This is a genomic window from Sulfitobacter sp. M13 (genome assembly GCF_053474885.1).
Window position 1 is genome coordinate 2327029 of sequence record NZ_CM130281.1, and the last position, 24423, is coordinate 2351451.

Here is a 24423-nt window from a genome sequence, read left to right on the forward strand (position 1 = left end):
GTTTTCCGGCAAGAGTAAGGCGCTTAACCCAAGGATCCCAAGGCAGGAAATGTTTCCAGAAGCCAGAAAGAGAAAGTCGTGAATGCGCCCGTCAGCAACGCCAGCCCAACCACGATCAGCAATATGCCCATGCCCCGTTCAATCAGCCGCATATATGGTTTAATCCGGTTCATCAGGCGCGTGGCGCGGGTGATGAACATCGCGGCCAGCAAGAACGGAATACCAAGCCCCGCCGCATACACACCAAGCAGCAAGGTGCCACGTGTCACAGATGCTTCGGAAGCCGCAAGCGACAGGATCGCACCAAGCTGTGGCCCGATGCAGGGCGTCCAGCCAAAGGCGAAAGCGAGGCCCAGAATATAGGCACCAAAAGACGTGCCACCCTTATCACCAGCATCCAGACGCGCCTCTTGGTCCAGAAACGGAATACGGAACACGCCTAGAAAGTGCAGCCCGAAGATGATGACGACGATGCCAGACAGTCGCGCAAACAGAACCTGATTTTGCAGGAAGAACGCCCCGAAAATCGACGCGGTAAAGCCAAGGATTAAAAAGACTGTACTGAGCCCCATGACAAAGAACAGCGCCGCAATCACCGCCTTGCGTCGCGCAGCTGCGACCGACGACATGTCGTTCAAGGTCACGCCGCTCATATAGGCGAGGTACGGGGGCACGATGGGCAAAACGCAGGGGCTCAGAAAACTGATGATCCCTGCGGTCAGCGCGATGAGTATGGCGGGCAGAAGTCCCGCGTCGATCAGGTCAAATCCAAACATGACCCAAGCCTTAATCTGCTTTGTCCAGCGCGTCACCTGCTGTTGCGCGTGAACCCTGTCACAAGGTTGTGGACGCGCTGAAACATGTCGCCTATTTGGGACTTATGACAGATAAAAACTTTCTCGATGCGACGGGGCTGCTGTGCCCCCTTCCCGTCCTTAAGGCGCGTAAACGCCTGCAATCACTGGCTTCTGGCGATTTGCTGACGGTTCACGCAGATGATCCAGCCGCGATTATCGACATTCCACATTTCTGCGCCGAGGCAGGTCACAGCCTTGAAACTGCGTTGATGGACCAAACGCCGCAGGCCTATGTAATCCGCAAAAAGTAAACGCAGGTTTAATCGAAAACAAAAAAGGCAGACCCGAAGGTCTGCCTTTTGTCGTTTTAGTGTTCCGCCTTGGAGGACACGGTATTTAGCCGCCCAAGGACCACCAGCCGCGCCGCTTTGGCTTGGCGGGTTTTTCGGGCTGGGCCTGCGGGGCCACCTGAGGCTGCGGCACTTCGGTCATGGGGGGCTCCGGCTGAATTTCCTGCGCGGCAGGAATTTCAGTAGGGGTGCTGTCGGGCACCTCAGTCGGGGCCGGCGTTGGCTCCACCTCGGCAGGCTGCGACGGCTGCGCGGGGGTCGGTTCCGGCGTCGGGATCGGCGTCGGTTCCTTTGCGGGCTCAGGCGTCGGCGCGTCGGGCGTTACCTCTGGCTCTGGCTTGGGCTCGGGGGCTGGCTGCTCTTGCGGAGTAGGCGTTTCCTCGGGCTTTGGCGCGTCTTCAGCGGCATCGACGGGCGCAGCTTTGGGCTTGCGCGTGCGGGTCCGCTTGGGCTTGGGCGCTTCTTCTGCTGCGTCAGCATCCGAAGGTGCCGCATCAGCGGCGTCGGATGTCTTGGCGTCCGTATCTACCGTCGCTTCTGCCGCGGCATCTGCCTTGGGTTTGCGGGTTCGGCTGCGGGTGCGCTTGGGTTTGTCCTGCGCTGTGGCGTCGTCGTTCGTCGCCTCTGCAGGAACGTCGGCTTTCGCCTCTACGGTGGCGTCCGATTTATCCGCATCGCTGGAGCTATCGTTGTCACCGTCGGAATCGGTATCATTGCTGTTACCGTTGGCCGCATCATCGCCGTTAGCCTTGCCACCCCGACGCCGACGACGCCGACGACGGCGCTTGGGTTTGCCCTCGGCATCGTTGTCATCGTCAGACCCGCCCTGCTGGTTCTGCGTGCCATTGCCATTATCCGTGGGCTCGGCGTCGGTTGTTTCAACCTCGGCCTCTGCCTCTGTAGCAACCTCGAGTTCCATATCATCGATCTCGTCCATGATAGATGTATCCACCGACACCACATGTTCAATCGGCGTTACAACCCGTGTCGCGGTCTTGAACTTTTCAAGCGAGAAATCGGGGCTGACCAAAGCAGGGTCGCCTTCGATGCGAACGGACATGCCGTAGCGCCCTTCGATATGGGCGATATGTTCACGCTTTTGGTTCATCAGGAAGTTGGCGATCCCCACGGGCGCGGTGATCAACACTTCGCGCGACCGTTTGCGGGTGCCTTCTTCCTCGATCTGGCGCAGGATCGACAACGCGAGGTTGTCGTCCGACCGGATCAGACCAGTGCCGTGGCAGGCGTGGCACGGCTGTGTCGTCGCCTCGATCATGCCGGGACGCAGACGCTGGCGCGACATCTCCATCAGGCCAAAGCCCGAAATACGGCCAACTTGAATACGCGCACGGTCGGTTTTCAGCTTATCCTTCATCAATTTTTCGACGGCGACGTTGTTACGACGCTCGTCCATGTCGATAAAGTCGATGACGATCAGACCGGCGAGATCGCGCAAGCGCAGCTGGCGTGCGACTTCGGCAGCGGCTTCAAGGTTGGTCTTGGTCGCGGTCTGTTCGATGGAACCTTCCTTGGTCGCCCGGCCCGAGTTCACATCGATCGCAACTAGCGCTTCGGTCACACCGATAACGATATACCCGCCTGACGGTAGTTGAACCGTGGGGTTGAACATGCCCGACAGGTAGCTTTCGACCTGATAGCGTGCGAACAGCGGCAGCGTTTCGCTGTAAAGCTTCACGTTCTTGGCATGGGACGGCATGATCATCTTCATGAAGTCCTTGGCGATGCGGTAGCCGCGTTCGCCTTCGACAAACACCTCGTCGATCTCGCGGTTATAAAGGTCGCGGATCGAGCGTTTGATCAGGTCGCCTTCTTCGTAAATCTTGGCCGGCGCGATGGATTTCAGCGTCAGCTCGCGGATCTGTTCCCACAGGCGCTGCAGGTATTCATAGTCGCGCTTGATCTCTGCCTTGGTGCGCTGTGCGCCCGCGGTGCGTACGATCAGACCGGCACCCTTGGGCACCTGAATTTCGTTCGCGATCTCTTTCAACTTCTTGCGGTCCGCCGCGTTGGTGATCTTGCGGCTGATGCCGCCCCCACGTGCAGTGTTGGGCATCAAAACGCAGTACCGGCCGGCGAGCGACAGATAGGTTGTCAGTGCGGCACCCTTGTTGCCGCGTTCTTCTTTTACGACCTGCACCAGCAGGATTTGACGGACTTTTACGACTTCTTGGATCTTGTAACGCTTGGGCCGTGGCTTGCGGGCGGTACGCAGATCGTCGTGATCATCGTCATCCGCTACGGATTCGATGCTGTCATCCTTGGCGGACGCGTCGGTGGCTTTGGGAACGTCGTCACCGTCATCCGCATCATCGCTGTCATCGCGATCATTGTCATCGGACTTGGCCGCGTCGCCGTTTGCATCAACTTGTTCGCCAGCGGCGGTATCGTCGTCCTGCGCAGGCTCTTCGACGGGCGTTTCACCGACCCGCTCCATCGGAGATGAGCCTTCGTCGTCGTCGTCGTCCAGGTCCACGGTCTGCATGCCGTTGATCTGATCGCTGTCTGTGGTGTCCGCGTCTTTGCTGACAGTGGCATCATCAGACACAGTGTCTTCGGCCTTGGTCTTGCTGCGGCTGCGCGAACGGGTGCGGCGCTTGGGCTTTTCGTCTTCGTCTTCTTTGGCGGCCTGCGCTTCGGCGTAGGCGCGCTCTTCCTCCATCAGCGCCAAACGGTCGGCGACGGGGATCTGGTAATAATCAGGGTGAATTTCTGAAAAGGCGAGGAAACCATGACGGTTGCCGCCATAATCCACGAACGCCGCTTGCAACGAAGGTTCAACCCGCGTGACTTTCGCGAGGTAGATGTTGCCAGCTAGCTGGCGTTTATTCTCTGATTCAAAGTCAAATTCCTCGACCTTGTTTCCGTCAACCACAACAACGCGAGTTTCCTCAGCGTGGGTGGCATCGATAAGCATTTTCTTAGGCATAAATCCATTTTGCACAGCTGCGCAGACAGCAAGCCCGGTGGGGCGCTGCGAGGCAGGGTATGTCTTGTCAGGGCGATGGGTGACGCGGCTAAAACAGGGCCCCTAAGGCCGCCTGTCTGTCTGCTCTTGGCGTCTGCGCGCGTCATCGCGGTTCTTCTCCGACATGGGTGCTGCGTAACGCGCCCCCATATCCACTAATTAACTGCAACTGACCGGGCAAAGGCACGGCCTAATCGTCAGCGGTTCTTGAGCCTTTTTTAAGGGCCTAATCGGTCTGCCTGGTCACCACATGCCGGGGAACCGAGGCATCGAAACTGTCTGGGGTCTGGTTTGCCATCCAAAGAGGCAAACAGCCCTTCCTACAATTAACGGCAGAAGGGACCAAATGACAATGGGAAATCGCGTATTGCGGTTCTACAGCTACGCGATAGTAGAAGGTGTACCCACGCCTTGCGCCCTTGCTTGACAAGGGTCTGCGCTATGGGAAATGCTCGGTCAGCGGGATTACGCCGCGCTGCGTGCTGCCTGACGTTTGCACAAAAATAAGACACATAAGGATGATACGAATGCATATTTCCCTGCGCACAGCGCTTTGCCTACCCTTTTTAGCGCTGGCCGCCTGCGAAGACATGAGCGCCACAGGCAGCAGTGATCCTCAGGACCCTTCAAAACGCAGCTGCATCCGCGCAGTAGAAACGCACACGGGCATTTCAGGTGCGTCGATCAACACGACCATCCCGATTGTCGAAACCGGCCAGCATATCATCGACCTGCCAGGCAGCCCGTCCTGGACCTGCTACACCGATGAAACCGGTGCAGCACGTGAGTTGATCGAAACGCGACTTGGCTGACTTAGCCCCCGTTTGCAGCGCTCAGAGATAATCCGAGCGTTGCAGGCCGTACTTTGCCATTTTTTCGTTCAGGGTCCGGCGTGGCAGGCAGAGTTCTTCCATAACGCTCGCAATGGACCCTTTGTGCCGGCGCATGGTGTTGTCGATCAACATACGCTCGAACGCTTCGACATACTCTTTCAGCGGTTTGCCGTCCGTGGTCATCACCGGCTGCATCTCTTCGTGGTCGGACATCAACAACGACGCAATAGAACCGGACCCGCGACGCGACTGCAAAACAGCGCGTTCGGCCACATTAATCAGCTGGCGCACGTTACCGGGCCAAGGCGCTTGCAACAGTTGCGCGGCCTCTTGTGCTGAAACCTGCGGCGTCTCGCAGCCGTATTCATCCGCGAATTCTTCGGACAGACGGGTGAAGAGCGTCAGGATATCCTCGCCCCGCTGGCGCAGTGGCGGCACAGTGATGCGCAGGGCGGCCAAACGGTAGAACAGGTCAGAGCGCAGCGCATCTTCGGACGTGCGTCCGGCCTCTTGCAGGTTTGAAATCGCAACGATACGGGTTTCCGCAGGCGTGCCCTGATCGTTGATCGCACTTAGCAACCGCGCTTGCAGCGTCTCGCTCAGCGCCTCGATACCCTCAAGCACCAAAGTCCCACCGCGTGCTTCTTCGATCGCGGGAAGCTGGGCATCTTCGGGCATCATCGGGCCGAACAGACGTTTGCTCAGCGCATCTTCTTCCAGCGCGCCGCAACTGACCAAGACGAATTTTTTACCCGCGCGCGATCCAACAGCATGCAAAGCGTGCGCCACCAGTGTCTTGCCTGTACCGGTCTCACCGTCGATCAACACGTGGCCATCGGCCTGCCCCAGATCCAGAATATCCTCGCGCAAGCGTTCCATCACTGGCGAGCCACCGATGAGCTTTTTCATCAGCTGACTGCCATCCGACAGTTCGCGGCGCAGGGCACGGTTGTCCATCACCAGCCGGCGTGCGTTGGTCGCCTTTTTGGCCAACTCGCTCATCCGGTCGGGATTGAACGGCTTTTCCAGAAAATCAAACGCGCCGACGCGCATGGCTTCTACCGCCATCGGCACATCGCCGTGGCCGGTGATCATAATCACGGGCAACGCGCTATCGGTGCCCATCAGCTTTTTCAGAAACTGCATCCCGCCCATACCGGGCATCTTGATGTCAGAAATAACGATACCGGGATAGTCGGGCCCCAAGGTCTTTAGCGCATCCTCGGCGCTGCCGAATGTTTCGGTGTCATACCCCGAAAGCGCCAGCCACTGGCTGATCGACTGACGCATATCTTGTTCATCATCAACGATCGCGATTTTCATTACCTGAGCCATTGGTTTACTCTGCCGCCTGTGTCTTCTCTGTGCTGTCCATGATGGGCAGCTGCATTTCAAAAACCGCACCGCCATGCTGGCCGTTGCGGGCTGTCAGCCTGCCCCCCAGATCGGATACAATACCCGACGAGATCGCAAGCCCCAGCCCGACACCATCGCCGGGCTGTTTGGTCGTGTAAAACGGCTCGAACAGGCTATCGAGATCTTCGATCCCGGGGCCATTGTCGCGCACGGTAAGCGTCGCCGTCTCACCCGCTGATAGTATAATCTCTACCGTCGGGTTTCGTTCCGATTTGGTGGCATCCAATGCGTTGCGCAAGAGATTGACCAGTACTTGTTCGATCCGCATGCGATCGCCCATCACCTGCACCGGGTCTGACGGGAGGATACGATTGATCTGCACCTGACGTTGACGTAGCTGCGGTTCCATCATTGACAAGGCAGAGCCAAGGGCTTCCTCCATATCAAAGGGGGAAAACTGCTGCTGGCCCTTGCGCGCATAGCTTTTGAGCTGCCGCGTGATGGCCCCCATACGTTCGATCAGATCGTCAATACGCCCGAAAGATGCCAGCGCTTCCTCAAGCCGATTGCGCTGCATCAACAGCCGCGCCCCCGCCAAATAGGTTTTCATTGCCGCCAGAGGCTGGTTCAATTCGTGGCTGACAGCAGCCGACATTTCACCCAAGGCAGCAAGCTTGCTTGATTGTTCCAGCGTTTGCTCGGCCACGGCCAGTGTTTGTTGCACCCGTTTGCGTTCCGCCACCTCGCGTTGCAGCGCCGCGTTCAATGCGCGCAGCTCTGCGGATTCACGCTGGAACAATGCTGCACGTCCCGCCGTCCGGCGGCTTAGGGCATAGAAGGTCAACGCCAGCAGGATCGCAAAGCCCATTACCTCGAGCGCGAGCACCCCGTTCACCTTTTCGCGCACAGAGGCATAGGTGGTATAGCTGGTGATCCGCCAACCCCGAAACGGTATCCGCGACGATAGACGCATCACCGCCTCTCCTTGCAGATACGCATCGGCAGGCAGTGCGGTCCAGTCGGCGGTGGCCTTGATGGCCCGTTCAATCGCGCTTTGCGGGGTCTGGTTCGACAGCGCTTCGCTTTCGGTCAAGCCGCGCCAGCGCGGTTCGGTCGCCATGATGATATCGCCGGTGCTGTCGGTCACGATCACCGCGTCCGAAATACCCGCCCACGCCCGCTCAAACCGCTGCAAATCGACTTCGGCCGCGATCACACCAAGGTTCGTCCCCGCTTCGTGGATGCGGCGTGAATAGAAAAAACGATAGCCACCGGTATCGCGGGGGATCACGCTGAAGACGGTAGAATTAGAGCGTAACGCATCCACGAAATACGCTTCTTGGCGGTGCGACGCCCCCAGCCGGTTGCGGTCGGTCGCGGCGACCGTGCGCCCGTCGATGTCGTAGAGCATCAAGGAGGCAGCCCCGATTTCCTCTACGAAAGAGATCAACCGCTGGGTCGATAGGGAATAATCAGATCGGGTCAGCGCCTCTATCAAGGCGGGGTCGCGCGACAACAACTGCGGTACAATCGCGTTCTGGCGCAGTTCTGCCAGCAGGTTGCCGCTGTAGAGGGCGATCCGAAGCTCGGCGCGATTTCGCGTGCTTTCGGTAAAACGGTCCGTCAGCAGCTTGTTGGTGATCGAAATCGTGACAACCGCAAAGACCAATAGCAAAGCAACCGCCAGCCGGACGCGCCAGCTGACAGATAAAGTGGCTTCACGAGAGGACGCAGACCGGAACATGCCGGCAATCTACGCGTCCTCACCGTGGCACTCAAGTCACGCTGTGACCACAGACCCTGCCAATGCGCGGAAGAGCGCCGCCCCGTCCGTGCCACCATGCCCCGCATCCGCAGCGCGTTCAGGGTGGGGCATCATCCCCAGCACACGACGGTTGGACGACAGGATACCTGCAATGTCCGACTGCGACCCGTTGGGGTTGTCGCCATAGGTAAAGGCAACGCGATCCTCGCCATGCAGCTTGGCGATCGTATCGCCATCAGCAAAGTAGTTGCCGTCATGGTGCGCAATCGGGATATCGATCATCGCGCCGGCATCATACCCCGAGGTGTAATCACTGTCCGCCGTCGCCACGCGCAATGGCACGGTGCGGCAAATGTATTTAAGGCCTGCGTTGCGCAGCAAGGCACCGGGCAGCAAACCTGTTTCGGTCAGCACCTGAAAGCCGTTGCAGATGCCCACCACATAGCCGCCACGCTCCGCATGGGCCGCCACTTCGCGACAAATCGGAGAGTTCGCCGCAATCGCGCCGCAGCGCAGATAATCCCCGTAAGAGAACCCACCGGGTACGCCGACAATATCGACCCCGTCGGGCAGGCTGGTATCTTTATGCCAGACCATCGACACTTTGGCACCGACCGCCTTGAAAGCCACCGCCAGATCGCGGTCACAGTTAGAGCCCGGAAAAACGATGACCGCTGCGTGCATCAGCCCATCTCCACTGTGTAGGATTCGATCACCGTATTTGCGAGCAGCTTTTCACACATCACTTCGACATCCGCCTGCGTCGTGCCGTCGTTCAGATCCAGCTCGATCACCTTGCCCTGACGCACACCGTTCACGCCATCAAAGCCCATCGCCCCCAATGCGTGGCGCACGGCCTCGCCTTGCGGATCCAGAACACCGTTCTTCAACATCACATGCACCCGTGCTTTCATGGCGCGTCCCCCTGCTTCATTTTGCAAAATAAACTCATCTCCGACATCAGCCTAGTTGATCAACGTCGGTTTCATCATCGGTGTCGACGTCTTGGGCATGACCCCCAAACGTCGGGCGACTTCGGTGTAGGCATCCGTCAGCGACCCCAGGTCGCGACGGAACACATCCTTATCCAGCTTCTGACCGGTTTCGATATCCCACAGACGGCAGCTGTCTGGGCTGATCTCGTCGGCGACGATCAGACGCTGGAAATCGCCTTCGTAGATGCGCCCGACCTCAATCTTGAAGTCCACAAGCCGGATCCCCACCGCCATCATCACACCAGACATGAAATCATTAACCCGCAGTGACAGGCTCAGGATGTCTTCCATGTCCTGTTGGCCGGCCCAGCCAAAGGCCGCGATATGTTCTTCGGTGACCAGCGGATCGCCAAGGTCGTTGTTCTTATAGTGATATTCCACGATCGGGCGCGGCAATTGCATGCCTTCGTCGATCCCCAACCGCGTGGACAGATCACCAGCGGCATAGTTGCGCACCACGATCTCAAGCGGGATGATCTCTGCCTGACGGATCAACTGTTCGCGCATGTTCAGACGCTTGATGAAATGCGTCGGCACGCCGATGTTGTTCAAGCCCGTCATAAAGAATTCGGACAGACGGTTGTTCAGCACGCCTTTGCCTTCGATCACGGCCTTTTTCTCGGCGTTAAAGGCGGTTGTGTCGTCTTTGAAGTGCTGGACAATCGTCCCCGGTTCCGGCCCCTCATAGAGGATCTTTGCCGTACCTTCATAGATTTTCGTGCGACGGGCCATGCACATCCCTTCCAGACAACGGACCGGTTGGAATACCCATCGGCCTTTTCTAGCCTGTCACATAGTCCAAGCGCCCCTGCCGCGCAAGCACGCGCCCTGCCCTCATGGCAGCCATGCATGTAGAAACTATGGCGCGGCCTCATGACCATCATGAGAATAATGAAGTTGCTTCATGCCAGTTGTTGTGGGAAACGGCAAAATCACCCCTTTAGCGGAGCTTTTCATGTCCAATCCTCTTACCGATCTTCTGGCTGAAAAAGGCACGCTGCTGGCCGATGGTGCCACTGGCACGAACCTGTTCAACATGGGCCTGATGTCCGGTGACGCGCCAGAGATGTGGAACACGGAACAGCCGCAAAACATCATCAAGCTATACCAAGGTGCGGTTCAGTCGGGCAGCGATATCTTCCTGACCAACTCTTTTGGCGCGAATGCCTCGCGGTTGAAACTGCACAACGCTGAAAAGCGCGCTCATGAGCTTAGCCGCGTCTCTGCCGAACTGGCGCGTGAAGTTGCCGACAAGGCCGGCCGCAAGGTGATCGTCGCAGGCTCCGTCGGCCCCACCGGCGAAATCATGGAGCCGGTTGGCCCGCTCACTCACGCGCTGGCGGTCGAGATGTTTCACGAAACTGCGGACGGGCTGAAAGCCGGTGGTGCCGATGTGGGGTGGCTTGAAACCATCAGCGCCCCCGAAGAATACCGCGCCGCCGCCGAAGGGTTCAAGCTCGCGGGCCTTGATTGGGTCGGCACGATGAGCTTTGACACCGCGGGACGCACCATGATGGGCATGACATCCGAGGCGATGGTCGACATGGTGCACGAGCTAGACTATGGTCCGCTGGCCTATGGGGCCAACTGCGGCACCGGGGCGTCGGACGTGCTGCGCACAGTACTTGGTTTCGCTTCCAAAGGCATGCCAACGCCGATCGTGTCCAAGGGCAACGCCGGCATCCCCAAATACGTCGAAGGCCACATCCACTATGACGGCACACCCGAACTGATGGCCGATTACGCCGAAATGGCCCGCAATTGCGGCGCATCGATCATTGGCGGTTGCTGTGGCACCATGCCAGAACATCTGGTGCATATGCGTGCAGCACTCGACAGCCGCCCCAAGGGCGACGCTCCCACGCTGGAACAGATCGTCGAAGCGCTTGGTCCGTTTTCCTCGGCCAGCGATGGCACCGATGGCGAAGGCCCCACCCGCGCGCCGCGCCGCGGCCGCCGCCGGGGTTAATCTCCGAACAGATTCAACTGCGCGCTCGCCCGTTTGGGCGGGCGAAACAGATCGCACCGCATCGGCGGCAGTAGCGTATTTAGCCCTAAACGTTTAACGGCCAAAACGAACCGCTGCGCGATCATTTCGGCATAGGGGCCTTCCCCGCGCATCCGTCGGTGCCAATTCGCATCGTATTCCTTGCCCCCATGCATCTCGCGCAGGCGCGCCATGATCCGGCCCGCGCGATCGGGGTAATGCGTCGCCAGCCAGTCCTGCATCAAGGGCGATACCTCTCGCGGCAGCCGCAACATGATCCAGCTGGCAGCAACGGCACCGGCATCACGCCCGGCTTGCAAAATCGCTTCAAGCTCAGGGTCGGTCAACGCAGGCACCATAGGCGACGCCATCACACGCACAGGGATTCCCGCCGCCGCAAGACGTTCGATCATCTGCAATCGTCGCTTTGGCGCGGGCACCCGAGGCTCCATCAATCGCGATAACCGAGCGTCCAGAGTTGTTACCGACACCCCGACACGGCACAACCCGCGCGCGGCCATATCCGATAGAATATCAATGTCCCGCTCGATCAGACTGCCCTTGGTGACAATGGCGACAGGATGATTGGCCTCCGACAGAACCTCCAATAACGACCGCATAATCCGGTGATCCTGTTCAATTGGCTGATACGGGTCTGTATTCGTTCCTATCGCAATCGGTGCCACTTGATATTTCTTGGCTGCCAGTTCGCGCCTTAGAACCTCGGGCGCGCCCGGACGCGCAATAAGACGTGTTTCGAAATCCAGCCCCGGCGACAGCCCCAGATACGCATGGCTTGGCCGCGCGAAACAATAGACGCACCCATGTTCACACCCGCGATAGGGGTTGATCGACCGGTCAAACGGCAGGTCTGGCGACTGATTATAGCTGATCACACTGCGCGGCACTTCAAAGCTGACCTGCGTGCGCAAAACAGGTAACGGATCACCATCACCGTCCCATCCGTCGGCCACGGCTTCCACTGTCAGCGGCTCGAACCGGCCCGATTGGTTGCTTGCTGTGCCGCGTCCGGGCAGTCTGTATTTGCGGTACGCCTGATCCATCCAAATCTTTTGGAACAAATTAGGAACATGGTCAAGTATATTGCCCCAACCCATTGTTTTACAGGACGATCGGGCGTAATTTCGGATCAACCAAAAGCGTCGCACGCGGTGCCGAGTTTGTCGCAATAAGCACGAAGCTTTCGACGCTTGTGTGACAAAAAGGCACAAGCCCGCGCGGGTGAGTTAACCGATGAGGAACGACTATGTCGGATGAAGACGAAATTATCCTTGCCGATCTGGACGACGAAGAACTTGTTCAGCAGATGTTTGATGATCTTTACGACGGTCTGCGCGAAGAGATCGAAGAAAGCGTCAATATCCTGATTGCACGCGGATGGATTCCCTACGATGTCCTGACCAAAGCATTGGTCGGCGGCATGACCATCGTTGGCGCAGATTTCCGGGATGGCATCCTCTTTGTCCCCGAGGTGCTTCTGGCTGCAAACGCGATGAAAGGCGGCATGGCGATCCTCAAGCCGCTGCTAGCGGAAACCGGCGCACCGCGTGTGGGCAAGATGGTGATTGGCACTGTCAAAGGCGACATCCACGACATCGGCAAAAATCTAGTGTCGATGATGATGGAAGGTGCCGGCTTTGAAGTTGTCGATCTTGGCATCAACAACTCGGTCGAGGCCTACCTCGAAGCGATGGAAGCTGAAGGCCCGGATATCCTTGGCATGTCCGCCCTGCTGACCACGACGATGCCCTATATGAAAGTTGTGATCGACACGATGATCGAACAAGGCATCCGCGATGACTATATCGTACTGGTCGGCGGTGCCCCCCTGAACGAAGAATTCGGCAAAGCCATTGGTGCGGATGCCTACTGCCGCGATGCAGCTGTTGCTGTGGAAACGGCCAAGGAATGGGTCGGACGCAAGCACAATAACGCCAAAGCGTAAGCCCTTGATGTAACAGATAAAGGCCCCTCCCGATCGGAAGGGCCTTTGCCGTTCAGGAGCCCCAAATGAAACCGCCTTCGGACTGCGATCTAACGGAAACCGGCTTGCCGCTTGAACCGCAAACGGGCCGTATTCTATTGATCGCTTGCGGCGCCCTGGCACGTGAAATTCTCGACCTGAAAGCGGCCAACGGCTGGTCCCATCTCGACCTGACCTGCCTGCCCGCCAAGCTGCATCTTTACCCCGAGAAGATAACGCAAGAAGTCCGCGCGGCTGTAATCGAACACCGCGATGCCTACGACGACATCTTTGTGGTCTACGCCGATTGCGGGACCGGCGGGCTGCTCGCGGCAGAGTGTGAAAAACTGGGCGTTCAGATGGTGGCAGGACCTCATTGCTACAGTTTTTTCGAAGGCAACAATCGCTTCGCTACAATTTCGGAGGACGAGTTTACGGCCTTCTACCTCACGGATTTTCTGGTCCGCCAGTTCGATGCATTTATTATGAAACCCATGGGGCTCGACCGCCACCCGGAACTGCGCGATATGTATTTCGGCAACTACAAAAAGCTGGTGTATCAAGCCCAAACCGATGACCCCGCGCTGACAGCCAAGGCGCAAACCTGTGCTGAAACGCTCGGCCTCGCGTTCGAGCGGCGCTTTACCGGTTACGGTGATCTGGAAACGACGCTCCGGACACTCTGATCTTCATTTTGCCAAATAAACTCAACCGACAGATCAGTCGCCACACCCGCAACGCCAGCGTTTAAACCTGCTGCGCTGCCTCGGCGCGAATCCGTTCGATCATTGCCGTCAGGCCGTTGGACCGTTGCGCCGACAGATGTTCGTTCAGCCCCAAACGTCCCATCTCGGCGCGGGCATCAACGGCCCCGACCTCGGACGCGGGCACCCCGTTATACAGCTTTTGAAGCACGGCGATTAGCCCCGACACGATCATCGCATCGCTGGCGCCGTCGAAATGCAGCACCCCATTTTCGAACTGCGTGTGCAACCATACTTGGCTGGCACAGCCGTCCACTTTGGTCGCGGGAACGCGCAATGCTTCGGCCAGCAGGTCCATCGACTTGCCCAGATCAATCACGTGACGATAGCGGTCTTCCCAATCGTCCAGAAATTCGAAATCCTCGACCAGTTCTTCAAATGCCTCTGTCGCCACGGTGCGTCCCTCTTTTCGCTTGCCAAACAGGTAGGTTGCACGATGCCAAAGGTCCACCCCCTTCCCAACAGGTCCGGGATGGGTTAGTCAAATAGTACCGAAATTTCTACGGCGGACCCCATGCGCAAGACCTTTTCAGCCCTCTTGGTATCGACCCTTGTTTTGACAGGCTGTGCGACTGTGCGCGACAGCCGTGCGAACCCGTTCAATTGGTTCGGCAGTGCCCGGTCAGAACCAATCACCCGACAGGAAGCCTCTGATAATCCGTTGATTCCGCAGCGAACAGGGTTGTTTTCGTCCTCTAAGTCCAAAGAGGTTATCTATACCGGTCGCCCGTTCGAACAGATCATTGATCTCACGATCGAAGAGGTCCCCGGAGGTGCCGTGGTGCGGGCCACCGGGCGTGCGGATCGCCAAGGTATCTACCAAGTGCAACTGACGCCAGCCAACGAAGATGAACTGCCGGTTGATGGCGTCTTGACCTATCGCCTTGAGGGCATCGAGCCAAACGAAACGGCCGCCATCGGCACCGAGCCCACGCGAGAGGTTACCGCGGGGCGCAAGCTGACAAATCAGAAGCTGGCCGGTGTGTCGTCCATCCGCGTAGAGGGCCTGCGCAACGCGCTGACATCGCGTAGGTAGCCCCTAACTAACTAAAGATATCAAAAGGTTGAGCCTTAAAGCTCAACCACTTTCAGTTCGGACCCTACGGCGGTCAACGCGATCTCACCTTTGCACAAACGCAGCGCATCTTCCCCGAACACTTCGCGCCGCCACCCTTTCAGAGCATCCACATCGCGCAAACCGGCGGCAATCCCATCAAGGTCCGAAGCAGGCGCGATCAGCTTGGCCGCGACGCCCGCGCTTTCGGATTTCGCCTTGAGCAAGACCCGAAGCAGATCAGATAGGGCCGGATTGACCTGTAGCTTGTCGCGGCTGCGGTCTGGTTGCGGCATATCCGCAGGCGCGCAGTTCACACCAGCCTCTACCGCCTTGAGGATTCCATCCGCGATCTCGCCCTTGCGCGCATCGCGTAGCAATAGGCGGGCACGGCCCAATTCTTCGTGGTTTTTCGGCTTGTTACTGGCCAGCTCAACCATCGCGTCGTCCTTATAGACGCGGCTGCGCGGGATGTTGCGGGTTTGGGCATACTCTTCGCGGAAGGCCGCAAGCTCGCGCACCAGCGCCAGAAACTTTGGCGAATTGGTCCGCGTTTTGACCCGTCGCCAAGCTTCGCGCGGGGGCGTGACGTAGGTGTCGGGGCTGGTCAGAATCTCAAGCTCTTCCTCAACCCAGCGGCCACGGCCCGTCTGTTCAATCTTGCGGGCGAGAAACTCATAGATCTGGCGCAAGTGCGTTACGTCAGCAACCGCGTATTGCAGCTGCGCATCGCTCAGCGGACGCCGCGACCAATCGGTGAAACGTGATGTCTTATCAAGAGGTTGATGTGCAATCTTGCGAACCAGCGTCTCGTATCCGACCTGTTCGCCGAAACCGCAGACCATGGCCGCGACCTGCGTGTCGAACAAGGGCTTGGGAAAGACGCCCGCATCAACAAAGAAAATCTCGAGGTCCTGCCGCGCGGCATGGAAAACCTTGACCACCGATGTGTCGCGGAACAGCGTGTACAAAGGCTCTAGCGATAGGCCTTCGCTCAACGGGTCCACCAGCACGGCGTTGGACTCATCCGTGCCGGGCATGGCCAGCTGGATCAGGCAAAGTTTTGAATAATAGGTCCGTTCGCGCAGAAACTCGGTATCGACGGTCACATAATCATACTTGGCGGCCTCTGTGCAGTAGGCGTCAAGTTCAGCGGTGGTGGTGATTGTTTTCATAACGCTACTTTGGACAGAGGAAGCCGTTCAGGCAATGGAAAAGCGCATGGTTTCAGCGCAATAGGCCGCGTGCCTAGCCTTCCAGCATTAAAAGATCGCGATTACCGCTGGCAAAGCGCCGCAGGACCGCAGGATAAAGTCGATGTTCTTGCACCAGAACCCGCGCCGCCAGATCATCTGGCGTGTCGCCGGCCATAACCGGAATGGTGGCTTGGCCCAAAATCGGCCCGTCATCCAGCGCCGCCGTGACCTCGTGCACTGTGCAGCCGTGCTGGGTATCGCCTGCATCGAGCGCGCGGGCGTGGGTGTGCAGCCCTTTATACCGTGGCAAAAGCGAAGGATGGATGTTGATCATCCGACCGGCCCAAGCATCGGTAAATCCGCCGGTCAGCTTGCGCATGAAACCCGCAAGGCAGATGATATCCGGCGCATGGGGCATCAAACGCGCGGTCAGTTCGTTTTCAAAAGCGGCGCGATCCCCTGCAAAGGGTTTATGTTCTACAACTTCGGTCGGAATGCCCCGTTCTTTGGCCCAAGCGATCCCGCCCGCATCTGCCACATTCGACACGACGACACAGGGCCGCGCGGGGTGGTCGCTGGTCATGTCTTCGACCAGCGCCCGCATATTTGACCCGCCACCGGACAGAAAGATCGCAACCCGTTTGGTCACAGCAGGCTGCCGGTATAGGCAACGCCCGTGGTATCCGTGACGTCGCCCATCGGGTACACGGTTTCGCCCGCGTCGGTCAGCAGCGTCGTCAGCGCTTCGGCTTCGTCGGCCTTGACCACAAGGATCATGCCCACACCGCAATTGAATGTCTTGAGCATTTCGGCTTGAGACATGCTGCCAACGTCAGCCATCCATTTGAAAACACCGGGCAGTTCCCAGCTATCAAGATCAATCCGAGCACCAAGATTATCAGGCAGAACCCGTGGCAGGTTTTCGGTCAGACCGCCGCCGGTGATGTGGGCCAGCGCATGAACGCCCCCTGCCCGCACAGCCTGCAACGCCGGTTTTACATAAAGCCGCGTTGGCGTCAGCAGCACCTCGCCCAAGGTGCCGTCCGCCCAAGGGCAATCGGCGTCCCAGCCCAGGCCCGACATTTCAACCAGTTTGCGCACCAGCGAATAGCCGTTGGAATGCACCCCGTCCGAGGCAAGACCCAGCAGCACATCGCCCGCCGCCACATCGCGCGGCAGATCAGCGCCCCGTTCCATCGCCCCGACAGAGAACCCCGCGAGGTCAAAGTCACCTTCGGAATACATCCCCGGCATCTCGGCCGTTTCTCCGCCGATCAAGGCACAGCCCGACCCTTCGCAGCCCTTTGCGATACCTTCGATGATACGCGCAGCCTGCTCTGTCTCCAGCTTGCCGGTTGCGAAATAATCTAGGAAAAACAGAGGCTCCGCCCCTTGGCACACCAGATCGTTGACGCACATAGCGACCAGATCGACACCAACGCCATCGACATTTCCGGTATCAATCGCGATCCGCAGTTTGGTGCCAACACCATCGGTCGCGGCAACGAGGATCGGGTCGGTGTAGCCCGCCCCCTTGAGGTCGAACAGCGCGCCGAAACCGCCAAGGCCCGACATCACCCCCGGACGCTTGGTGCGCTTGGCCGCTGGCTTGATACGCTCTACCAGCGCATTGCCTGCATCAATATCAACACCCGCATCCGCGTAGGTGATCGAGTTCTTGGAGTTGGTCATGACACATCCCGCTGCCTGTTCCCTTTGCGAAAACGGGTTATAGCAGGTTGCGCAGGCGTGCAATGCACCTAAGCCACATCTACGCGTTTCTATCTCTTGACGCGCCGCCCCCGCACCCTTACCAAACCGCGCAGGCGGGCCTGTAGCTCAACTGGTTAGAGCAGAGCGCTCATAACGCTTTGGTTGCGGGTTCAAGTCCTGCCGGGCCTACCAACCCCTTTCTCCCCGCCCTATTTCTAAGGACTTATTCCTCGAATGTGGACCACGCATCAAACCCCGTGGTCCACATTGTCAAAATTTGACGCCTGACACCTTACGGATCGCTGTCGCCGCAAGGCCTGCTCTCTCGGCGGCCCTGGTATAGATTTCAGAAATTTTGGCTTTGACCCGCCCCCCGCGGACCCCTCATTTATAATGAGAGTTTACAGGTTTGGTTTTCACGTTCTTCGTCGTCCGTTTGGGCAAGCGCGCCGTGCGCGGAGCCCTCAAATTGCTCAATCGCGCGCACCATTGCCGGCAGTGGTTTGCAAAGCAAACCATGAGAGGGCGCTTCAGCCAGTGTTTGGTTGCCCAGAGATGAGTGCGGTCTGACGTGGTTGTAATCGTATCGCCAGAGGGCCAACTTTCTACGGGCGCCATCTAACGTATCGAATATCTCTTCATTCAGCGGCTCGTCTCTCAGGCTGCCGTTGAAGCTCTCAATGAGCCGTTCTGCTGCGGTTTTCCCGGATCGATTTAATACCAATCAACGTTGTTATCACCCGCCCATTTCAGGATCGCGCGACTGGTGAACTCCGTTGCCCCTCGCGGCAGATTTGCTATGCAAATCGCCTGCCGGTGAATGGTTGTCGCTGATAAAGCGAAATGGCTTTCCATAGACGCGCCCAAACGGATCCAGTTCCCGTGCGACCCGAGCGCCCGAGATGCTGGTGTCAGCTACCAAACATAGATTCTCGCGGCAACAATTATCATTCACGGCAAGCATGCGGAACTTGCGTGACGCACCACCTGACAGCCCTTGGTGAAGACCGTGAAGAGCCGTTTATTCTCAGCCCTGCTGAGCCTATAACACGCGGGATGCGCAACGTTGTGAGACTTGGCGCAATCGGTTCAGTTGAAGTAAGCAGCCATTCGACGCTCCGCAGCATGTTGGTAAGGAGCGCTCGGACCGAGCTTTAGCCGCGCATCGCATGATTGTTGCCTACTCGGGACAAAGCTGACTTCGCCCACCTAAAATTTAATGTTGGCCTCGCCATTTCACAGCTTATGAAGCGGCTATCTCCTTACCAAGTAGGTGCGCTCCTGCGCCAAGCTCAGCCAACTTGTCGCCTTTGTTGGCCAGTGGGCATTCATCAACGCTGAGACACCCACACCCGATGCAGCCGGTCAGCTCATCCCGAAGACTCGTCAGCAACTCAATGCGTTCGGTCAGATCATCACGCCAGGCTGTCGAAACACGCCCCCAGTCCATCGCGGATATCGCCCGATCTTTCGGAAGTTGATCCAGCGCGTCTGCGATTGCCGCCAGCGACAGCCCAGCCCGCTGCGCGATCTGAATAACGGTCACCCGCCGAATAATATTGCGGGGATAGACACGATGGTTCGAGCCTGTGCGCTGTGACCGAATAAGGTTCTTCCGTTCGTAGAAATGCAAAGCTGACACCGACACACCCGTGCGGTCTGATACTTCGCCTATCGGCAATTCACCTGCCACTTTTGATGCTCCTGACCTCTTGACCTCAACTTAAGTTGAGGCGGTATCAGTCACTAAGTCAAGTTTCGTCAAGGACAGGTTTATGGCAGATGTATCATCAGAAAATAGCGTGCAGAAAAGTCAGCCGGGGGCATTTGTAAAATTTGGAGCAGCCGTTGGGTTGGCAAACCTTGGCGATGGGATCGCGGTTGTCGCTTGGGCCTGGATTGCTTCGCTTTTAACCCGTGATCCGCTATGGATCGCGATCTTGCCTGCGGCGCTGCGCGTTCCATGGGTTCTGTTCGCGCTGCCCTCCGGCATCCTCGCGGATCGCATGGATCGCAAGCGGCTGATTGTAATCTGCGACCTGATCCGCACTCTTGCCTACGGTATGGCGGGCGGCGCGATGGTACTGAGCTTGCCACTTGCCGAGCCGGTCATTGATGGCATTGGGAGCCCAACCCTTTACTGGAACTTGCTGTCGCTTGGTTTCGTGACCGGCTGCGCGGAAGTCGCACGCGATAATGCCGCACAATCGATGCTTCCAAACATCGTTCCGTCCGACAGCCTTGAACGTGCCAACGGACTTATTGGCAGTATCGAGACCGTTGGGAACAGCATGGCGGGACCTGCACTTGGTGCCTTCATCGTCGCCATCTTCGTCCCCCTTCCCTTCCTCGCAATCGCTGTCACGCTGCTGTTTGCAGCGCTTCTGACCGCCTTTCTAAAGGGTGATTTCAAACCAGCGGAACAAAGGACGCATGCGTGGCAGGTCGAATTGATGGAAGGCTTCCGATTTGTCGTGGGCCATCCGATGTTGCGGGTTCTTGTTTTGATCACTGGCTTTTGGACTTTCTTCGCTGAAATGTCCGTTATAGCGCTCGTACTGCATATACAGGAGAACCTGAACGCAGGTGCCACAACTTACGGTCTGATCCTCGCTGTCGGGGCCATCGGGGGTGTTGTCGGCGGACTCGCGGTCGCGCCTTTAACGAAGCTTTTTCCCACAGGTGTGCTGGCGCAATGGATGAACCTTGTCGCAACACCGATGTTCCTGATGATCGCCTTTGCACCGGGGCCAATCACGGTCGCCGCCGCAATGTTCGTGTTCTATCTGAGCGGCATCGTCTGGAACACGCTTTCAATCTCCTACCGTCAGCGCGTTGTTCCTGATGAAATTAGAGCACGGGTCAACAGCGTCTATCGGCTCTTTGCATGGGGCATGATGCCCCTTGGGTTGGTCGCATCCGGGGCCATCGTGAGCATGGCCGAAGGACCGCTCGGTCGGGACACAGCACTCACCATGCCGTTTCTCGTTGCCGCAGCAGGAGTTTTCGTCTTGGCCGCGCTTTCATGGAGACCGCTTGGTAGTGGATTTCAGTAGTCAGAGCGAAGCTGCCATACCGGCCTTTCGCGCGCAGCGCAGCATCGGTAACTCTGGCCCCTTCAGATCTTCGTTGCACGTGCGCCAATGTCCTGTTTTGAACCCTCTTCAACAAACGGTCGTTTTTGTCACTGGCCGTGACGGTGATTTTTATCTCCCCCTCACTTCCCGCTACCGAGATGGCACTTTGATGCTATTTGTATCCTTCGTTGCTGTGCGGTTCGCTAGCAGTCCGCCTGCGATAATCGCGACCACTCCGATGAGTGAGGTGGCCCGGAGCACGTCGCCGAACAGCATGGCTGCTAGAATGACTCCGAAGCCCGTGCCCCAGTAACCGATTTGGCTGAACATAACCGGCCCGGCGATCTTCTGGAATGTGTAGTTCAGCAGGTATGACAGAGCCGATACGCCGATCAATACAACCAGCCAGAAAACCTGACCCTCCCCACTTATGCTCCAGGTCGCGGGGCTTTCGATCAGCGGGCCGACGAGCGCAAGCAGGACGCTTGAGATCAGCAGAGTCGCTGTCGCAAAGGACAGGGGCGATGCACCGCTTGGCCAAAACGCTGTGCGAATTATATTGCCCGATGCCGCCGCCAGCGGAACCGTGAGGCCGAGCAAGACCCAGAACACAGCCGAGAAGTTGATGCCCGCGATTTTCTGCTGAATCAGAGCGACCATCCCGACAAAACCCAAGGTGATTCCGAACGTCCGCCGGGCTGTCAGACCTTCAAGGCCGAAGATTGCCGCCAGTGTCATCGTGAGAACCGGCGATAGCGCATACAGAGAGGAAACGTAGGCTGGTCCCACCGGGTCAACGACCATGTATGTAACGACAGTTGGAACTGCAAAGCTGATGATGCCGAGGACGAGGTAAAGCGTCATATGCTGCCGCTCCCACAATATCGCTTGGCCTGTGGCTCGCGCGAAGATCAGCAGAACCATCGCAGCGCCGACGTTACCTAGAATGGCAAGCTGGAATGGCTTTAAACCAGTCGAGATCGCTACTTGGGCGATCATAATCTTAGCCGCGAGCAGAAAGCTGCACACGACGAGGAGAAGAAAGGGGGAGGAGGCGTGTCGCATATTATAACTCCAGCACATTTTGATATCTCGACGTCAAGATAAAAGGGAATGTCTTGATGTCAAGGCAAATGGGAGGTAGCGTCAGGTCATGGATGCAGTAGACCGAATTCTTAAACAGTGGTGCATTGCCCGGCCCGATCTGGATGTTGGACCAATGGGGCCGATTGGACGGCTTAGCCGGGTTGCTCATGGGCTTTCGCGAAGCATGGCGACAACCTTTGCTCACCATGGCCTTAATGCAGCAGGCTTCGACCTGCTGGCTACCCTGCGCCGTTCTCCACCTCCTCACGCGCTGCCGGCGGGCGAGTTGATGTCATCGATGATGATTACATCAGGAACGATGACGAACCGGATTGATCAATTGGTCAAAGCAGGACTGGTGAGCGCAGGGCAGATCCCGATGATGCGCGACGTGCTGTCGTGACCCTCACACCTCAGGGGTTCGGCTTGATCGATAAAGCGATTGCCGATCACGTGCTGACCCAAAAGCGGCTGCTGGCCGACATGAATGAAAGTGAGGTCAAACAACTGGACACGCTGTTGCGTAAGCTGATGGCGTCAATAGACACCGGAGAAAGTCCGCGGTGACGGTCGGAAACATAATCGCCACCTGAAACGGTGGTTTAGGTGGCCTTTGCTACAGGAGACAAACCGGGCATCCGGTTGCGCAAAAGCGACGACTTGACGATTGATGTGTGCGTCTCGGCGCGCTCATGAAGCGGAAGCAGAATATCGTCAAGTTCCGTGACGCTCACCAAGGCCAAGCGAGCGATGAAACAGTCATCCCCTGTAACCCGGTCGCAGGACGTGAAACGTGGCTCGTCCCGGATCATCTGCTCCACGTTATGAAGCTGTTTTGAACGCGGTTTGATACGGACAATGGCCTCCAGCGTATAGCCAAGGGCTTTGGTATCTACACATACCGTAAACCCCTCGATCACCCCGTCCGATTGTAAGCGCCGCAACCGTTCACCCACTGCTGGTCCAGAAAGGCCGACGACTTTCCCGATCTCGGCCAAGCTCGCTCGTCCATCATGCTCTAAGGTGGAAATGATTCTCCGGTCGATTTCATCAATAGCTTTCATCATAGTGGCTGAATACGGCACTAGACTGCCGATGTGAAAGCGTAATGCTAATAATACTTGCAGTATCGTCGGGACGTCATGCGATGGGAGCATGTATGGTCTGACCACACTCAAATGGAGAACCACACATGGATATTCAGCGCATTGCAGCCTTCAGCACTAACGGTAAAGGCGGCAACCCTGCCGGGGTCGTTCTGCTCGATAACGCAGCACCCGAGGCGGATATGCAAAGGGTGGCAGCAGAGGTCGGATACTCTGAGACAGCCTTTGCCGTTCCCGTAGAAGGGGCAGATCGGTCGTGGCGCGTCCGTTATTTTTCGCCAGAGTCGGAAGTATCGTTCTGCGGACATGCGACAATTGCACTCGGGGCTGCCCTTGGACAGCGCCATGGTCCGGGGACCTATAATCTGGATTTGAACAACGCTTCGATCACGGTCGATACGGCGACATCGGCTGAAGGCATGGCGGCAACACTGGCCTCGCCGCCAACCGAAAGTCGCGCAATAACCGGCGATGAGCTGGAGGATGCGATGGCGCTGCTTGGCCTGACCAAGGACGACCTGGATGTGCGCCTGCCCCCAGCCCGCATTCACGGTGGTGCCGATCACCTCGTTTTCGCGCTGCGTAATCGTGCCCGGCTGGCCGCAATGGCTTACGATCTCGATGAAGGACGCAACATGATGCGGCGGCACAAACTCGTAACGATTATGCTCGTTCATATCGAGGGTGATCGCGCCTTTTCCGTTCGCAATGCTTTTGCGTCCGGGGGTGTTCTGGAAGACCCTGCGACTGGTGCACGGCAGCGGCTTTTGCCGGTTATCTGCGGGATCGCAACTGGCCACATGGCGGGCAATTCATAATCCGGCAGGGCGAAGATATGGGAGCGCCATCAATCATTGAGGTTCAGTTGGACAGTGAGGTCGGATCGTCGGTCCGTGTCTCGGGCAACGCACGTTCGATGCAGGCAGCTTAGTGATTATCTGTGCAACGCGCCGCTGCATGTTGCGCATCCATTACCGTTCAAAAACCCTGATTTTTGGCACGGATGAGAAACGATCGATTTCGACTGACAAAAACCCCGCTCAAAACTCAAGCAGTTGTTGAACGTTTTAAGCTGTCTCGCGACAGCGGACATCCATGGATCGCGCAGCATCGGTCGATTTGGGCTCTTGCCTGCCATTAGCTGCGCAATAGACCAAGGTCCGGTTTGGGCCGTTCGCGGCTTTCGACAGGTCTGCGGATAGCAATCACCCCCTGCGACTACTCAGTTGACGAATTGTACAAATTTCAAGCTACTATTCAGGAGCGGGATTGCCGCTCCCTATTTCATATGTGTTATATGTCACGGTAGGCTGAATAAGTTGCAGAATACCTTTTGTCATGAAATCAAGCTGAATGGACTCAGAAGATCTACGC

The 24423-nt window shown here is 57.7% G+C and carries 26 protein-coding genes and 1 tRNA gene; 11 read left to right on the forward strand and 16 right to left on the reverse strand.

The features are described from left to right. Positions 1-23: 23 nt before the first annotated feature. On the reverse strand, positions 24-776 hold the full coding sequence (locus tag ACVBAU_RS11215; protein WP_138923236.1) for a cytochrome c biogenesis CcdA family protein: 753 nt from the start codon (positions 774-776) through the stop codon (positions 24-26). 104 nt (positions 777-880) lie between these two features. Between ACVBAU_RS11215 and ACVBAU_RS11220 the strand changes: the two genes are divergently transcribed. Next, positions 881-1108, forward strand: coding sequence for a sulfurtransferase TusA family protein (locus ACVBAU_RS11220; RefSeq protein WP_093732369.1), 228 nt, complete (start codon positions 881-883; stop codon positions 1106-1108). A gap of 85 nt (positions 1109-1193) precedes the next feature. Here ACVBAU_RS11220 and ACVBAU_RS11225 read toward each other — a convergent pair whose 3' ends face one another. After that, entirely contained in the window at positions 1194-4094 is a 2901-nt protein-coding gene (locus ACVBAU_RS11225; RefSeq protein WP_448326375.1) for an Rne/Rng family ribonuclease, read from the reverse strand. 566 nt (positions 4095-4660) lie between these two features. On the opposite strand from ACVBAU_RS11225, the gene ACVBAU_RS11230 reads away from it, so the two are divergent. Further along, complete coding sequence (locus ACVBAU_RS11230) at positions 4661-4945, forward strand: hypothetical protein (RefSeq protein ID WP_448326377.1); 285 nt, start codon at positions 4661-4663, stop codon at positions 4943-4945. A gap of 21 nt (positions 4946-4966) precedes the next feature. Here the strand turns inward: ACVBAU_RS11230 and ACVBAU_RS11235 are convergent, their stop codons facing one another. From ACVBAU_RS11235 to purC, 5 genes are read right to left on the reverse strand one after another with little or no spacing between them, the layout of a single operon-like run. Further along, on the reverse strand, positions 4967-6301 hold the full coding sequence (locus ACVBAU_RS11235; RefSeq protein WP_093732330.1) for a sigma-54-dependent transcriptional regulator: 1335 nt from the start codon (positions 6299-6301) through the stop codon (positions 4967-4969). A gap of 4 nt (positions 6302-6305) precedes the next feature. After that, entirely contained in the window at positions 6306-8066 is a 1761-nt protein-coding gene (locus ACVBAU_RS11240) for a sensor histidine kinase (RefSeq protein WP_093732331.1), read from the reverse strand. A 36-nt stretch (positions 8067-8102) separates the two neighbouring features. Next, positions 8103-8771, reverse strand: coding sequence for a phosphoribosylformylglycinamidine synthase subunit PurQ (gene purQ, locus ACVBAU_RS11245; RefSeq protein ID WP_138923232.1), 669 nt, complete (start codon positions 8769-8771; stop codon positions 8103-8105). Then, positions 8771-9001, reverse strand: coding sequence for a phosphoribosylformylglycinamidine synthase subunit PurS (gene purS, locus ACVBAU_RS11250; RefSeq protein WP_138923231.1), 231 nt, complete (start codon positions 8999-9001; stop codon positions 8771-8773). Before purS ends, purQ begins: the two co-directional genes overlap by 1 nt. Before the next feature lie 51 nt (positions 9002-9052). Next, positions 9053-9814: a phosphoribosylaminoimidazolesuccinocarboxamide synthase gene (gene purC / locus ACVBAU_RS11255; protein ID WP_093732334.1), complete on the reverse strand. Its 762-nt coding sequence runs from the start codon at positions 9812-9814 to the stop codon at positions 9053-9055. Between the two features lie 223 nt (positions 9815-10037). Between purC and bmt the strand changes: the two genes are divergently transcribed. Next, entirely contained in the window at positions 10038-11051 is a 1014-nt protein-coding gene (bmt, locus tag ACVBAU_RS11260; RefSeq protein ID WP_448326380.1) for a betaine--homocysteine S-methyltransferase, read from the forward strand. On the opposite strand, the gene ACVBAU_RS11265 is transcribed toward bmt, so the two are convergent. Next, complete coding sequence (locus ACVBAU_RS11265; protein ID WP_448326382.1) at positions 11048-12133, reverse strand: PA0069 family radical SAM protein; 1086 nt, start codon at positions 12131-12133, stop codon at positions 11048-11050. The genes bmt and ACVBAU_RS11265 overlap by 4 nt on opposite strands. Positions 12134-12336: 203 nt before the next feature. Here ACVBAU_RS11265 and ACVBAU_RS11270 point away from each other — a divergent pair, with 203 nt between their 5' ends. Continuing rightward, positions 12337-13035 carry a corrinoid protein gene (locus ACVBAU_RS11270; RefSeq protein ID WP_138923228.1) on the forward strand — a complete coding sequence of 233 codons (699 nt, stop codon included), beginning with the start codon at positions 12337-12339 and terminating at the stop codon, positions 13033-13035. 65 nt (positions 13036-13100) lie between these two features. Then, positions 13101-13739, forward strand: coding sequence for a DUF1638 domain-containing protein (locus tag ACVBAU_RS11275; RefSeq protein ID WP_448326384.1), 639 nt, complete (start codon positions 13101-13103; stop codon positions 13737-13739). A gap of 61 nt (positions 13740-13800) precedes the next feature. Here the strand turns inward: ACVBAU_RS11275 and ACVBAU_RS11280 are convergent, their stop codons facing one another. After that, positions 13801-14211 (reverse strand): SufE family protein, encoded by a 411-nt coding sequence (locus ACVBAU_RS11280; protein WP_448326386.1) that lies wholly within the window; start codon positions 14209-14211, stop codon positions 13801-13803. 120 nt (positions 14212-14331) lie between these two features. On the opposite strand from ACVBAU_RS11280, the gene ACVBAU_RS11285 reads away from it, so the two are divergent. Continuing rightward, positions 14332-14853, forward strand: a complete 522-nt coding sequence (locus ACVBAU_RS11285; protein ID WP_448326388.1) for a hypothetical protein — start codon at positions 14332-14334, stop codon at positions 14851-14853. A 35-nt stretch (positions 14854-14888) separates the two neighbouring features. On the opposite strand, the gene rnd is transcribed toward ACVBAU_RS11285, so the two are convergent. From rnd to purM, 3 genes are all read right to left on the reverse strand, one after another. Further along, positions 14889-16046, reverse strand: a complete 1158-nt coding sequence (gene rnd, locus ACVBAU_RS11290) for a ribonuclease D (protein WP_448326390.1) — start codon at positions 16044-16046, stop codon at positions 14889-14891. A 73-nt stretch (positions 16047-16119) separates the two neighbouring features. Further along, the gene (purN, locus tag ACVBAU_RS11295) at positions 16120-16716 is read right to left on the reverse strand and encodes a phosphoribosylglycinamide formyltransferase (protein WP_448326392.1); all 597 of its coding nucleotides are present in this window, start codon (positions 16714-16716) and stop codon (positions 16120-16122) included. After that, on the reverse strand, positions 16713-17759 hold the full coding sequence (purM, locus tag ACVBAU_RS11300; RefSeq protein WP_448326394.1) for a phosphoribosylformylglycinamidine cyclo-ligase: 1047 nt from the start codon (positions 17757-17759) through the stop codon (positions 16713-16715). Before purM ends, purN begins: the two co-directional genes overlap by 4 nt. A 136-nt stretch (positions 17760-17895) precedes the next feature. Here purM and ACVBAU_RS11305 point away from each other — a divergent pair. Then, positions 17896-17972, forward strand: a tRNA-Ile gene (locus tag ACVBAU_RS11305). 196 nt (positions 17973-18168) lie between these two features. Here the strand turns inward: ACVBAU_RS11305 and ACVBAU_RS11310 are convergent. Both ACVBAU_RS11310 and soxR read right to left on the reverse strand, forming a co-directional pair. Next, a complete protein-coding gene (locus ACVBAU_RS11310) occupies positions 18169-18504 on the reverse strand; it encodes an integrase core domain-containing protein (RefSeq protein ID WP_448326396.1) in 336 nt (111 codons plus the stop codon). Positions 18505-19023: 519 nt separating this feature from the next. After that, complete coding sequence (gene soxR, locus ACVBAU_RS11315; RefSeq protein WP_448326398.1) at positions 19024-19473, reverse strand: redox-sensitive transcriptional activator SoxR; 450 nt, start codon at positions 19471-19473, stop codon at positions 19024-19026. Positions 19474-19555: 82 nt separating this feature from the next. Between soxR and ACVBAU_RS11320 the strand changes: the two genes are divergently transcribed. After that, on the forward strand, positions 19556-20836 hold the full coding sequence (locus tag ACVBAU_RS11320; RefSeq protein WP_448326400.1) for an MFS transporter: 1281 nt from the start codon (positions 19556-19558) through the stop codon (positions 20834-20836). 171 nt (positions 20837-21007) lie between these two features. Here ACVBAU_RS11320 and ACVBAU_RS11325 read toward each other — a convergent pair whose 3' ends face one another. Continuing rightward, positions 21008-21940: a DMT family transporter gene (locus tag ACVBAU_RS11325; protein WP_448326402.1), complete on the reverse strand. Its 933-nt coding sequence runs from the start codon at positions 21938-21940 to the stop codon at positions 21008-21010. 70 nt (positions 21941-22010) lie between these two features. Here ACVBAU_RS11325 and ACVBAU_RS11330 point away from each other — a divergent pair, with 70 nt between their 5' ends. Both ACVBAU_RS11330 and ACVBAU_RS11335 read left to right on the forward strand, forming a co-directional pair. Then, positions 22011-22346: a MarR family winged helix-turn-helix transcriptional regulator gene (locus ACVBAU_RS11330; RefSeq protein WP_448326404.1), complete on the forward strand. Its 336-nt coding sequence runs from the start codon at positions 22011-22013 to the stop codon at positions 22344-22346. A 23-nt stretch (positions 22347-22369) separates the two neighbouring features. After that, entirely contained in the window at positions 22370-22510 is a 141-nt protein-coding gene (locus ACVBAU_RS11335; RefSeq protein ID WP_448326406.1) for a hypothetical protein, read from the forward strand. 35 nt (positions 22511-22545) lie between these two features. Here ACVBAU_RS11335 and ACVBAU_RS11340 read toward each other — a convergent pair whose 3' ends face one another. Next, positions 22546-23007: an Lrp/AsnC family transcriptional regulator gene (locus ACVBAU_RS11340; RefSeq protein ID WP_448326408.1), complete on the reverse strand. Its 462-nt coding sequence runs from the start codon at positions 23005-23007 to the stop codon at positions 22546-22548. A gap of 128 nt (positions 23008-23135) precedes the next feature. Between ACVBAU_RS11340 and ACVBAU_RS11345 the strand changes: the two genes are divergently transcribed. Further along, positions 23136-23867, forward strand: coding sequence for a PhzF family phenazine biosynthesis protein (locus ACVBAU_RS11345; RefSeq protein ID WP_448326410.1), 732 nt, complete (start codon positions 23136-23138; stop codon positions 23865-23867). Positions 23868-24423 lie beyond the last annotated feature (556 nt).

Coding starts and splice junctions, on each gene's coding strand:
- ACVBAU_RS11230 (WP_448326377.1), top strand. CDS start 4,661: ATGCATATTTCCCTGCGCACAGCGCTTTGCCTACCCTTTTTAGCGCTG.
- ACVBAU_RS11275 (WP_448326384.1), top strand. CDS start 13,101: ATGAAACCGCCTTCGGACTGCGATCTAACGGAAACCGGCTTGCCGCTT.
- purC (WP_093732334.1), bottom strand. CDS start 9,814: ATGGCCCGTCGCACGAAAATCTATGAAGGTACGGCAAAGATCCTCTAT.
- purQ (WP_138923232.1), bottom strand. CDS start 8,771: ATGCACGCAGCGGTCATCGTTTTTCCGGGCTCTAACTGTGACCGCGAT.
- ACVBAU_RS11220 (WP_093732369.1), top strand. CDS start 881: ATGACAGATAAAAACTTTCTCGATGCGACGGGGCTGCTGTGCCCCCTT.
- ACVBAU_RS11285 (WP_448326388.1), top strand. CDS start 14,332: ATGCGCAAGACCTTTTCAGCCCTCTTGGTATCGACCCTTGTTTTGACA.
- bmt (WP_448326380.1), top strand. CDS start 10,038: ATGTCCAATCCTCTTACCGATCTTCTGGCTGAAAAAGGCACGCTGCTG.
- purM (WP_448326394.1), bottom strand. CDS start 17,759: ATGACCAACTCCAAGAACTCGATCACCTACGCGGATGCGGGTGTTGAT.
- ACVBAU_RS11330 (WP_448326404.1), top strand. CDS start 22,011: ATGGATGCAGTAGACCGAATTCTTAAACAGTGGTGCATTGCCCGGCCC.
- ACVBAU_RS11345 (WP_448326410.1), top strand. CDS start 23,136: ATGGATATTCAGCGCATTGCAGCCTTCAGCACTAACGGTAAAGGCGGC.
- ACVBAU_RS11235 (WP_093732330.1), bottom strand. CDS start 6,301: ATGGCTCAGGTAATGAAAATCGCGATCGTTGATGATGAACAAGATATG.
- ACVBAU_RS11240 (WP_093732331.1), bottom strand. CDS start 8,066: ATGTTCCGGTCTGCGTCCTCTCGTGAAGCCACTTTATCTGTCAGCTGG.
- ACVBAU_RS11325 (WP_448326402.1), bottom strand. CDS start 21,940: ATGTGCTGGAGTTATAATATGCGACACGCCTCCTCCCCCTTTCTTCTC.
- ACVBAU_RS11270 (WP_138923228.1), top strand. CDS start 12,337: ATGTCGGATGAAGACGAAATTATCCTTGCCGATCTGGACGACGAAGAA.
- purS (WP_138923231.1), bottom strand. CDS start 9,001: ATGAAAGCACGGGTGCATGTGATGTTGAAGAACGGTGTTCTGGATCCG.
- ACVBAU_RS11215 (WP_138923236.1), bottom strand. CDS start 776: ATGTTTGGATTTGACCTGATCGACGCGGGACTTCTGCCCGCCATACTC.
- ACVBAU_RS11320 (WP_448326400.1), top strand. CDS start 19,556: ATGGCAGATGTATCATCAGAAAATAGCGTGCAGAAAAGTCAGCCGGGG.
- rnd (WP_448326390.1), bottom strand. CDS start 16,046: ATGAAAACAATCACCACCACCGCTGAACTTGACGCCTACTGCACAGAG.
- ACVBAU_RS11265 (WP_448326382.1), bottom strand. CDS start 12,133: ATGGATCAGGCGTACCGCAAATACAGACTGCCCGGACGCGGCACAGCA.
- ACVBAU_RS11225 (WP_448326375.1), bottom strand. CDS start 4,094: ATGCCTAAGAAAATGCTTATCGATGCCACCCACGCTGAGGAAACTCGC.
- ACVBAU_RS11340 (WP_448326408.1), bottom strand. CDS start 23,007: ATGAAAGCTATTGATGAAATCGACCGGAGAATCATTTCCACCTTAGAG.